The sequence below is a fragment of the Arthrobacter crystallopoietes genome (assembly GCF_002849715.1).
GTDB classification, from domain to species: Bacteria; Actinomycetota; Actinomycetes; order Actinomycetales; family Micrococcaceae; genus Crystallibacter; species Crystallibacter crystallopoietes.
Genome location: NZ_CP018865.1, coordinates 234,175 through 244,759, shown reverse-complemented (window position 1 = coordinate 244,759; position 10,585 = coordinate 234,175). Strand labels below are relative to the sequence as shown.

Here is a 10,585-nt window from a genome sequence, read left to right as displayed (position 1 = left end):
GGGGGATTCGTCGTGCGGGTCAGAGGCCCGGATTCTGGGGCGTTGTGTTTGCTGTGTGAGCCGGGGAGGGATGTCTCAGGCGCAGATGACGCGGATGTTGTAGTCGCTGGTGTCCAGCATTTTGCGGGTGTCGAGGGTTCCTCCTTGATCCAAAGGACCCCCGCTTCGGGAGCAACCTTTTCCACCCGGCCGTGGTACCGGATCCGATCGGGTCCGATGGCTTCGATCCGGGCCCCGCGGCGGAGGCCTGAGACGTCATCAAGGCGGGCAGAGGCGGGTGGGCGTTCGACAGGGGAAGTTTCCGATGTCATGGGTTCCTTACTTTTCGGCATTGGGGGTAACTCTTTTCATGGTTGCTCGGAAAAGGTGGTTTGGAGGTTGCGCGGGTGCCGCCTGTTCAGAGTGCACGTCCGGTGTCTGGGGGAGTAGCGCGAAGTGGCCGCAGACGCTGCCGGGCCAGGGGTGGCATTGCGCTAGTTGACCTGGACACGCGGCAAACGCTGGTCCGCCCAGGAACATCACACACCCGGCCGGATGGCCAAGGAGCGTGCAAAGGACGAACAGAGGAACTCACAACATTCGTGGCGTACGAAGTCCTCTCCCCGCCCAAGGCGGGGCCGGCTGTCAACCTTGGCACCCTACCCCATACACTTTTTTCTCCTGCAACACTCGGCCCCGGGGCGTAATGCATCTGGGTGACGGTCCGGCCTTTGGCGGGAGCGCATCGGGAAGACGCGATCCAGGCCGCAAGGGAAGCGCTCGGGTGCTGCCTCTGCCTGGCATCGCTCAAGCGGCGCCTTCAATCCCGGTACGCGGGAGCCGTGTACAGCTGGACGTGGACCCATGCAGCTGTACACGGCTCCTTGCCGTGGTGCCTAGTGCTCGTGGCCCGGCAGGGCGGAGATCCAGAGCCACCGGGCAGCGGCTCGGCCGGGATTGCGGTAGGAGTGCGGGGTGCCGGGGTCGATCAGGGCTGATTCGCCGGCATGGAGTTGGTGCACCACTTGGCCGGACTGCAGTTCCAAATGGCCCTCCAGCACCAACAGGCATTCCTCTTCGCCGGAGTGGGCGTAGGGTGCCACGCGTGATCCCTCGCCCGGTTCGAGCACTGCCTCGATAACTTGGAGGGTTTTGGCATCAGGCGGGGTGACGAACCTGTCGCGGTAGAGACCGGAAGGGTGGTCGACCAGGACCTGCCGGAGCGGTTTCCGGGGTTCCGGTTCCCCGCTTTCCTCTGCCAGGAGTGCGGACATCGGAACGTTGAGGGCGCCGGCGATGCGCATGAGCGAGGAGAACGACAGGTTCGCCTTCCGGCGCTCCGCCTGGGAAAGGAATCCTTCGGAGAGCCCGGTCTTTTCGGCCATGTCCTGCAGGGTCATGTCCAAAGACCGCCGGATCCGGCGGATCCGCGGGCCGGGGGAGATAGAGGCGGCGTCGGGGGATTCTTCCCGCGTCTCCGTTTCGTTCTCCCGCATGTCCGGTTCCCGTCCTTCTGGCAGAGCCGATGTTTCCAATGGTGCCTGCAGCCGATCCTTGGCCGACAACTGAGACTATCAGGGCTTATTTCACGTGGTCTCCCTGAACCGCTCGACCGCCACCGCGGCAATCAGGACGGCACCGATCACGATTCCTGGACGTAGCTGGAAACATTGCAGCAGGTTCATGCCGTTGCTGAGCACGCCCAGGAAAACCACACCGAGGACCACCCGCCATAAGACGCCTTCGCCGCCGAAGAGCGAGGTGCCGCCGAGGACGGCTGCCGCGATGGAAAGCATGACGTAACTGGCACCGAGCGATGCTTCGCCGGAGCCGACGCGGGCTGTGAGCAGGATACCGGCGAGAGCAGCGAGCATCGAGCACATGACGAAGGCCAGGATGATGGTGCGCTTAACGTTGACGCCGGCGACCAGGGCGGCCGCGCGGTTGCCGCCGACGGCGTACATGTTGCGTCCCGCGTGCATCCGTGACATGAAGACACCGACGCCAATGGACAGGGTGATGCCGACGAGGACTGGCACCGGGATTCCGAGGACGGAGGAAGTAGCCAGGGCATCGGTGAAGGTCAGTGGCACCCCGACGATCGGGGCGCCCTTGGAGATGATCAGGGCCAATCCGGTCAGCACCGAGGTGGAGCCGAGCGTGGCCATGAATGAGGGGACTTTCAGGTAGGCCACTATGAGGCCGTTCAGCAGGCCGACAGCGCCGCCGACGACGAGGCCGACGGCGATGCCGACCAGCACTGAGCCGGGACCGTCCGCCGTCGCGGCGGTGGCCATGGCTACGATCACACTGGTCAGGGCGACGGTGGCGCCGACGGACAGATCCAATTGTGCGTTGATCAGGACGATCATCTGGCCCATGGCGATGAGCAGCAGGAAGACGGATTGGCGGGCGATGTTCATCAGGTTCGCGCCGTCGAGGAACCGTGGCTCCATAATGGTGAAACCCAAAACATCAGGATGAGCAGGCAGGGCAGCAGCCCCACGGTCAGCAGGAACTGAACGTTGCTCTGCCGCGGTGCAGATGCCCGTTCAGGGCGGATGATGGTGGTCAATGTTTCTCCTTGATGGAAAACAGATAGGGATAGGTCACGCCGCGGCGTGGGCGAAGAAGGCATGTGCGATGGCTTCTTCGGTGATCTCGGCTCCGGTCAGGTGGGCCGAGACGCTTCCTTCGTGCATGACATAGACACGGTCGCTGATGCCGATGATTTCAGTGAGGTCGGACGAGATGACCAGCACCCCGTGGCCGGCTTCGGCGTAGTTGTCGATCAACCGGTAGACGTCGGCCTTGGCCCCGACATCAATTCCGACGGTCGGCTCATCGAAGATATGGACCTTGGCTGCGTGGAGCTGCCCCTGGCCAGGACCGCCTTCTGCTGGTTGCCGCCGGAGAAGGCGCCGGCTTTGCGGTTCAGCAGCATCGGACGGAGGTCGAGTGCTTCGCCGATGCTGGTGGCCCGGCGCGACTCTTCGGCCCTTCTGAGGAAGCCAAACCGCCTGAGACCTGCGGCCTGGTGCGAGCCCATGGTCATTGCCTCCAGCAGCGGCCGGCCCATGACCAGGCCTTCGGTGCGCCGGTCGGATGGGTAGTAGACCAGGCCCTGCGCCAGCATGCCGGCCGGAACCGGCGTAACCACCTGCCGGCCGTCCAGCACGATCTGCCCGCCCAGGACCTTGTCCAGGCCGAAGCAGGCACGGCCGATCTCGGACTTTCCGGATCCGAGCAGGCCAGCGATACCGACGACTTCCCCGGCCCGTAGCGTTAGCGAAACCTGGCGGAGCGTGGCGGTCGTCAGCTCATGCAGGCTCAGCAGCTCCGACCCGGGACTGCGCATCGAATGCTGGTACAACGACGACGCGGGCCGGCCGATCATGCGCTCGACCACCACGGATTCCTCTAAGGGCGCCTGCAGCGTCTCGATGAACTGACCGTCCCGGAGGACGGTGACCCGATCGGCGATCGCCATCACCTCGTGCATGCGGTGCGTGATGTACAGGATTGCCACTCCGCGTCCGGCCAGGTCCTTGACGATCTGCAGCAGCCGCCGGCTCTCCTGCTCGCCCAACGACGCCGTTGGTTCGTCAAGAATGAGCAGCTTGGCGTCTCCCATCAGCGCCCGGGAGATCTCGATCAGTTGCTGCGAGGAGCGGGGCAAAGTACCGGCCCTGGCGTCCAGGGGCAGATAAGCGCCCAAGGCCGCCAGGCTCTCCCGTGCCTGCCGCAGCATCTGCTTTCGGCTGATGAACCCGGTTCGGCCCGGAATGGCGCCCAGACAGATGTTCTCCGCCACCGAGAGCTGCGGCACAACATTCAGCTCTTGGAAGACGGTGCGGATCCCGGCGTCTTCGGCATCCTGCGGCCTGGCGAAATCGATTTCCGTGCCGTTGAGCCGGATGGTTCCGGCGGACTGCTTCTGGGCTCCTGCCAGGATCTTGATCAGGGTCGATTTTCCGGCCCCGTTTTCGCCCATGAGGGCATGGATTTCACCGGGGCGTATGTCGAATGAGACACCGCTGAGCGCCGTGACGCCGGGAAACGTTTTGCTGACGTTGCTGATGTCGATCAACGCATTCATGACCGGACCCCGCTTTCATATACCGGGGCACCGTCCACATAGGTGCGGTGCACCCGGATGCTTGTCAGTTCGTCCCCGGACGCCGTCCTGGGTCCCTGTCCAGAACGGTGATGTCGGCCGCCTTGCCTGTCTCCAGGGAACCGGTCAGATGGTCGATGCCCAGCACCCTGGCTGCCTCGATGGTGTGCAGCCGCAGCGCCTGGGCTACGGAGATCGCTTCCTCCGGTTCAATGTGGTGTCCCCAGTAGCTGCGGCGCGATACGGCGGACGCGATGGTCTGCAGCGGGTTGGTAGCCCCCTGCTCGCCGCCGAGGGTGATGTCCGAGCTGAATACCGGGGTAACGCCTTCGTTCAGCACGGTGTTCACGGGTAGCCGGCCGGCCGTGCCGGTGTCGGGGAACAGCATCGGCAGGTAGTCGCCGATGAAGTTGTGCAGGAACCCGGGCTGCATCACGGGGATGACGTTGGCAGCGCGCCAGATGGCGATGTCTGCGGCGTCGGCCAGGACGTTGCCCAGGTGCTCGATCCGGATGGGCGCGTATTCGTGGGGTTTGCCCAGGGCCAGGATCGCTTCAAGTGCTTCACGCTGTGCCCTGGTCCCGTTCGTATGAATGGCAACCTGGACATTCTTCAGCCGGGCCGTTCCGATGGCGTCCATCAGGGCCGGCCTCGACAGGTTCAGCTTGCCGCGGTACCCGCGGTGCGGGCTGTGGTCGCGGGTGTATTCGGACAGGCTTGCGGCGTTCCGCGCCGAGTAGCCTCCGTCGGCAAACACTTTAACGCCGCGGGCCCATACTTTGTCCGGACCGCTGCGGGATGTGTAGTCGGCGACCCAGTGGCAGGCATCGGCCACGGGTAGATATGACGGTGCCATGGCGTAGAACGCGATACGGCCTGCGATGTCGCCGTTGCTGACGGCTTCATCCAGGATCTCGATGTCGCGGCCGGTTTCGGCCATTTCACCGATGGTGGTCACGCCGTTGGCCAGGAAATCGGTGCGGAAAGTGTCCGCATAGAACCGGGACAGTTCGCCGCGGCTGCTGGCCGGGATGGGCAGCAGACCGTCGATTTCCGCGACGACACCGGTGGGCCGGCCGCGGTCGTCCAGATGCACGACCGGGCTGCCCCAGAGGCCCTCGCTGCCGTTCATGTACTGCTCGACCTGGGCGATCTCGAGGGCGGCACTGTTGAGCACCGAGACGTGTCCGCCGCAGTGCAGCACGATCGGTGTGGCCCGGCTGACCGAGTCCAGTTCCTCTCTGGTGGGCAGGCGGTGCTCCGCCAGTTTCTGGTCGAAGAACAGGTTGCCATAGCCGATCAGCCAGTCGCCGACGGTCCGCCCTGCCTTCAGGCCGGTGGCCAGGGCGTCCAGGACGTCGGCAATGGTCTTGCAGGCGGGCACCCGGCAGTCGATGCCACGGTGGGTGCCTGCGGCGTACTGCGAGAAGTGGACGTGTGGATCTATGAAACCGGGCATGATGGCCCGCTGGCCCATGTCGTGTACGGGCACTCCGTCGCGGCGCAACTGTTCCGCGTAGGAATTGTCTCCGGTCCCCGCGATCCGGCCGTTTTCCACGTAAACCACCGTCGTTCCCGGGGCCGCCGTCATGGTGATGACGTTGCCTTGGAGGGCAAACGTTGCGCTCATTTGCTGCTTCCTTTCACATCGAACACCGGGTCCCAGCCCTCCGGAGCGAAACTTCCGGTGGCGTCAAATGACTCGATGTTCTGGTATCCGTCCTCGCGGGGACCGCAGATGACCAGCGGTTCGGGGGCGTACCGTTCAATGTCAGGGTTCAACGGGATGTCCTGAAGGACGCGGACGGCCAGGTCCACCGACATTTTCCCGATCCGGCTCGATTGCTCCGACGGGGCGCAATTCGCCCGGCCCTTGTCGATCAGCTCCACCGACTGCGGTGTGACATATGTGCCGTAGAGGCGCACGTCGCCGGTTTTTCCCTGTTCCGCCAACACGGTTGCGGCTACTTCCATGGTGATTGCGGTGCCCACGATCGCATCGATCTCCGGATTGGCGGACAAGACATCTTCTACCAGCTTGAGCTGGACCTCCTTGCCGGTGTCGCCATACTTGATGTCCGCTACAGCGATGCCGGAGTCCTTCGTGGCGGCTTCGAAGCCCAGCCTGGTCCGTTCGGTCCATCCCGCTCCGGCGGGACCCGGGAGGAGGGCGACCTTCATTGGCTCATCGAGCGTGGCCATATGGTCGCCGATGAGCTTGCCCATGTCGTAGTAGTCCTGAAGGACCCGGGCGTCCACCTCGGTGGATGAGACGCCGTTGCCGACGTCGATGACCTTGATTCCCTGCCGCTTCGCGGCGGCGATCGCCGGATTCAGCGACTCGTTGCTGACGGCGCTGAGCAGGATGGCGTCTGCGCCCGAGCTGATGCAGTCTTCCACCTGGGTCACCTGGTCGGCGAGGTTCTCATAGCCTCCTGCGTCCGTCGTCGTGAGGGAGACGTCCAGTTGCTGTGCCTGGTTGACCTGCCCGTAGTTCATGCCGATCCACGTCTGGTCCTTCAGATGCGGCAACACCGAACAGATACGCCAGTCCTCGTCCACGCTGTTCCTGTCCAGGGACTCATACGAGCCGGGGGCGTTCGGGCCCATGCAGCCGGCAGCTTCAATGTCAGGGGCATCGCAGTCCGTCAGCAGAGCGGGCACTTTCCACGACGCACCGGTTACCGGCTCAGCCGCGATTTCCACCGGTGCGCATCCGGCAACCAGCAACATCCCTGCTGCCGGCGCCAGAGCCACGAGTTTACGCATCCGGCCGTTCATGCCAGCAGTTCTTGGGCGAGCCGGTCAACATCGGGGCGGACCGGGCGGATCTCGCCGGAAGGAAAGCTCTCGGCGGCGAAGTTGATGGTGGCCTGCACGCGGCGCGATCCGGTGAACTTTTTCACCAAGGCGGAACGGACGTTGAGCAAATCCTTCGGCCAGGCCGTACCGATCTTTCCGTAGATGCGGGAGTACTGCTGGACTCCGTCGCTCATTTCCCGCTGGGCACTTTCCCATGACTTCAGGGCGAACTCGGGGTTGCTGCTGTTGGTCACCGCGATGGCCAGTGCCACGGCGTTGGTCATCGCAACGCACGCAGCCTGTCCCAGGTTGGGTGACATGGCGTGGGCCGCGTCTCCCACGATGGCAGCGCGTCCGTTGTACCACTTATCGACATGCACGTCGTGGAACGGAGCCCAGCGGCCCTCAGTGTTGGCGGGAATGCGCTCCAGCTGCGACCTGAACTCCGGGAAGCTTTCGATCCAGGAAGCCGGGTGGAACGGCTGCTGATTCCGGCCTTCATGGTCGTTGGCGGGACAGCAGAGGAAGATGTACGTCTCGTCCGGCGAGCAGGGAATGATGCCGATGCGGCGCCCGCCGTTCCACTGCTCAATGGTTTGGTTGACCGGGTCATCGCCGGTACGGGGAATCAGGTGCCGTCCGCCGCCGTCGCGCAGGTCGACCAGCTTTTTCCGCAGCCCGAGCGAATCGCGGACCTTGGAGAAGACACCGTCTGCGCCAATGACCAGGTCGGCGCGGTTTTCCGTGCCGTCGGCCAGAGTCAGTGTCCCGCTGGGGGAGGCTTTGACAACCGGGGAGTCGGTGATGAGTTCGGCGCCGTTACGGCGGGCAGCGTTGACCAGGCTTTGATGGAGGTGGCGGCGTCCTACGGTGTAGAGGCGGTGGTTGCGCAGCCACTCTTCCTGCAAGGTGCGCCCGTCATGGTCCCGAAGGAACGGAACCTCGACCTTCTCGGCCCTGCCGGCGACTTCATCGTATGCGCCCACGGACTCCAAGGCGCGCAGCCCGTTTTCCCACAGGTAAATTCCGGCCCCGATCTCGCGGAGCTCGGATCCCTTCTCATGGACCCGGACCGAGGCTCCTGCTTTAGCGAAGGCAGCGGCAGCCGTCAGGCCCGCCAGGCCTGCTCCGGCAATTTCGATGTGCATCTCTGGATTCTCCTACTAGCGATCGGTGCGACGTAAATCACGTCGTATTGATGCTAGTGGCACAAATCATAGATGTGCAACAACTTTCTTAGATGACATCAAAGTTTCTTGAATATCTTTGCTTTTGTTAGAGAGCCCCGGTGTCTATGCAAATCAAGCGCAGACTCCTTGGGCAGGGCGACAACAAATACCGGCGTAGCCGACGTGCCGCCCGGTGAGGGACGCGAGCTGCGAGCCGACGGAGATTGACAAGGCATCGAGCGTCTCTTGGGCATGGGCATCGATCCACCAGCCCGAAGCTTCCGCTATCCGGATTGGGTAGACCAGGTGCCCGTCGCGCCATGTAGCGGGTAGGCGGCCCGGCTGCATGTGCCTCAGTCACTGCCAGTCCCCGTCGATGTCACGCATGATCTGCTCGGGTGTCTCGCCGAATAATGCGGTCAGCTTCCCGATGTGCCCTTGGTGCTCGCTGGTCATTCGTGCCCAGGCCAGACACTCCCGGAATGCCGTTTCCCGGTTTGAAGCAATGTAAAGGGTCCGGCCCGGGGTGTCCCAGCGGCTCCAGTGTGCGCGGTTGCCGTCGGCCCGCTCCGGGGGAGCGGTCGGGCCGTAGGCAGGATTGGCGATGCGTATCCCGGAGACCGGACCGGCAACGAGCCCGAGACCGGTATTGCGGCAGATGCGCCTCATCCAGCGAAGGACTCGTCGGTCATCGCCTGGACAGCGGCGCGGACTTCCTTGAACCGGTCTTCCATCAGCGCTTCGACGAAGCTACATAAACATCAGGTCATGTGAGCGACCGGTCGTATGCGGCTTTGCCACGGAAATCAATCGGGCAGGACATGACGGGGACCGGCGGCATTTCGTCATTCGGGCCTGCCGGAGCCCATCCTGCCGGCTTTCATCACAATGACAGGCGATCTGGGTAACGTGGCAGTGCCAGCATTTTTGACCCGAAGGAGGACACGGTGACCAACCCCGCGATCGAGACGTACTGGGAAGACGATGAGTGGAAGAACCGCCGGCAGGGCGAGGACGAACCTTTCGCCGTCGCTAAAACAAAGGAAGCCGCCGTTGAGCTCGGGCGTGACGCAGCCCGGATCGAACAGGTTGAGCACATCATCAAGAACCAGAACGGGCAGATCGGTGAGCGCAACAGTTACGGCAGGGACCCGCGGAACATTCCCGGCTAGCAAAGGCCCCGACAGACGTCCGAGGGCAGCCACCGGCTGGTTCTGTCTTATCTGGCCGGCACGTTGGGGTCGGACAGCGGGGTATCCGGGCGGCGGGAAACCTGGGCGAGGCTATCCGGATCGGCGCCGCCCTGATGCGAGGTCCGGTGGAGTGGCAGAACGGCACCGGATCTCGACACTATGGCCGGGCTGGCCGGCGGGCAGGGCGAAGCACTCGTCTTGAGGCATTTTTGAGCCAATCCCGGTGCAGCCGGGACCGCTGAACGGCGGCTTTCGGGCAGATGCCGGAGACGGGTTTCCCGAAGTGGAGTGCGCCCTTCCGCACCCTCCAAGAAGTTGGTTGTCCCTCTTAGCCGCCTATCCTATGTATTGAGGCGTGCGGGTGATTGAGGGGCCCGGTAAGCCGGCGCACGTAGGCGAGGGCTGCTGCGAGGCTGGTGTCGACAACCACGGAAACCATCACCATCGGGGCCAATCCGCTCGTATCCCCGCTCATGACGATCAGCAGCATCGCGGCGATGATGCTTGATCCCATCAGCACGCAGAAGACCAGTGCCGGTACGGTCAGGAACAACCCCGTCCGGTTCCCGCGCAGGGCGAGAATCCCGATGGTGATCATGCCTGGCAGGACCACGGACAGGTCGATGACGTGGATGGGGTTCACGATCAGCCCAGCTGCTTGCTGGCTCGGTGGGGCCTGCCCGGAAACGGTGGCTGGAATCGGTTCGCTCAACCACAGCAGGGCGAAGAGCGCGCCGGTGCCGATCAGGACCCACGCGGCGAACACCCGGACTGCGCCGCGTGGATATGCCGCCGGACGTGCGCGGGTAGGGAGCGCAGCGATCAGGGTGTAGAAGACAAGCCCGAGAATTGCAACGTACACGAGGAACAGGCGGCCGAAGTGCACGGCAAAGGAATACACGATGTAGGCATGCAACACATAGAACAACGTGCCGGCCCAGAGCTGCACCGCTTTAAGGGAACCGGCGCGCATCCTGACCGCCCCCACGATGAGAGCAACGACCGCCACAAGGTTGCCGAGGTCTTGCCCCTGGGCCTGCAGGACCCAGTTCCCGGTTTCCTCCTTGTACGGCCAAGAAGCCAGCAGGCCGAGCACTGCACTGCCAAGGGACGCGACGACAAGCGCCGTTCCACGTCGTTGCACGACTGCCTGGAGGCTGGACTGGCCTGTATCCATACAGCAAGCCTATCGGGCACGCCCATCTAATCCCCTTGCCAAGGACGAACTTCATGCTTCAGAGGATCGCCGCGGTAGCGATCAGCGAGGTCGTAGAGTTCTTGCGATCGGCCGAATCCGGCTGTTATCGGCATTGCATAGCAGAGTC

11 protein-coding genes are annotated in these 10,585 nt (G+C 63.8%); 1 reads left to right on the top strand and 10 read right to left on the bottom strand.

The features are described 5' to 3' along the window. Nucleotides 1-875 precede the first annotated feature (875 nt). From AC20117_RS23170 to AC20117_RS23135, 9 genes are all read right to left on the bottom strand, one after another. Nucleotides 876-1,475, bottom strand: coding sequence for a type II toxin-antitoxin system RelB family anti-toxin (locus AC20117_RS23170; protein WP_074703554.1), 600 nt, complete (start codon nt 1,473-1,475; stop codon nt 876-878). A 90-nt stretch (nt 1,476-1,565) separates the two neighbouring features. Further along, the gene (locus AC20117_RS23165) at nt 1,566-2,450 is read right to left on the bottom strand and encodes an ABC transporter permease (protein ID WP_236777669.1); all 885 of its coding nucleotides are present in this window, start codon (nt 2,448-2,450) and stop codon (nt 1,566-1,568) included. Further along, entirely contained in the window at nt 2,402-2,554 is a 153-nt protein-coding gene (locus tag AC20117_RS24060) for a hypothetical protein (RefSeq protein ID WP_236777662.1), read from the bottom strand. The genes AC20117_RS23165 and AC20117_RS24060 overlap by 49 nt, the downstream gene beginning before the upstream one ends. Nucleotides 2,555-2,588: 34 nt before the next feature. Continuing rightward, nucleotides 2,589-2,774: a hypothetical protein gene (locus AC20117_RS23160; RefSeq protein ID WP_101632784.1), complete on the bottom strand. Its 186-nt coding sequence runs from the start codon at nt 2,772-2,774 to the stop codon at nt 2,589-2,591. After that, on the bottom strand, nt 2,771-4,078 hold the full coding sequence (locus AC20117_RS23155) for a sugar ABC transporter ATP-binding protein (RefSeq protein WP_101632783.1): 1,308 nt from the start codon (nt 4,076-4,078) through the stop codon (nt 2,771-2,773). The genes AC20117_RS23160 and AC20117_RS23155 overlap by 4 nt, the downstream gene beginning before the upstream one ends. Before the next feature lie 64 nt (nt 4,079-4,142). Continuing rightward, nucleotides 4,143-5,726, bottom strand: coding sequence for an amidohydrolase (locus tag AC20117_RS23150; RefSeq protein WP_236777660.1), 1,584 nt, complete (start codon nt 5,724-5,726; stop codon nt 4,143-4,145). Next, nucleotides 5,723-6,865 carry a TMAO reductase system periplasmic protein TorT gene (torT, locus tag AC20117_RS23145; RefSeq protein WP_236777659.1) on the bottom strand — a complete coding sequence of 381 codons (1,143 nt, stop codon included), beginning with the start codon at nt 6,863-6,865 and terminating at the stop codon, nt 5,723-5,725. Before torT ends, AC20117_RS23150 begins: the two co-directional genes overlap by 4 nt. An 8-nt stretch (nt 6,866-6,873) precedes the next feature. Further along, the gene (locus AC20117_RS23140) at nt 6,874-8,046 is read right to left on the bottom strand and encodes an FAD-dependent monooxygenase (RefSeq protein ID WP_074703550.1); all 1,173 of its coding nucleotides are present in this window, start codon (nt 8,044-8,046) and stop codon (nt 6,874-6,876) included. 378 nt (nt 8,047-8,424) lie between these two features. Further along, a complete protein-coding gene (locus tag AC20117_RS23135) occupies nt 8,425-8,736 on the bottom strand; it encodes an RES family NAD+ phosphorylase (protein WP_074703549.1) in 312 nt (103 codons plus the stop codon). Between the two features lie 278 nt (nt 8,737-9,014). On the opposite strand from AC20117_RS23135, the gene AC20117_RS23130 reads away from it, so the two are divergent. Continuing rightward, complete coding sequence (locus tag AC20117_RS23130) at nt 9,015-9,239, top strand: DUF2188 domain-containing protein (RefSeq protein WP_074703548.1); 225 nt, start codon at nt 9,015-9,017, stop codon at nt 9,237-9,239. Between the two features lie 349 nt (nt 9,240-9,588). Here AC20117_RS23130 and AC20117_RS23125 read toward each other — a convergent pair whose 3' ends face one another. Beyond that, on the bottom strand, nt 9,589-10,437 hold the full coding sequence (locus AC20117_RS23125; protein WP_139186850.1) for a hypothetical protein: 849 nt from the start codon (nt 10,435-10,437) through the stop codon (nt 9,589-9,591). Between the last annotated feature and the right edge of the window lie 148 nt (nt 10,438-10,585).

What these genes read in the sequence shown, in the direction of transcription:
- AC20117_RS23150 (WP_236777660.1), bottom strand. Translation starts at nt 5,726, where the DNA reads ATGAGCGCAACGTTTGCCCTCCAAGGCAACGTCATCACCATGACGGCG.
- torT (WP_236777659.1), bottom strand. Translation starts at nt 6,865, where the DNA reads ATGCGTAAACTCGTGGCTCTGGCGCCGGCAGCAGGGATGTTGCTGGTT.
- AC20117_RS23155 (WP_101632783.1), bottom strand. Translation starts at nt 4,078, where the DNA reads ATGAATGCGTTGATCGACATCAGCAACGTCAGCAAAACGTTTCCCGGC.
- AC20117_RS23140 (WP_074703550.1), bottom strand. Translation starts at nt 8,046, where the DNA reads ATGCACATCGAAATTGCCGGAGCAGGCCTGGCGGGCCTGACGGCTGCC.
- AC20117_RS23170 (WP_074703554.1), bottom strand. Translation starts at nt 1,475, where the DNA reads ATGCGGGAGAACGAAACGGAGACGCGGGAAGAATCCCCCGACGCCGCC.
- AC20117_RS23135 (WP_074703549.1), bottom strand. Translation starts at nt 8,736, where the DNA reads ATGAGGCGCATCTGCCGCAATACCGGTCTCGGGCTCGTTGCCGGTCCG.
- AC20117_RS23125 (WP_139186850.1), bottom strand. Translation starts at nt 10,437, where the DNA reads ATGGATACAGGCCAGTCCAGCCTCCAGGCAGTCGTGCAACGACGTGGA.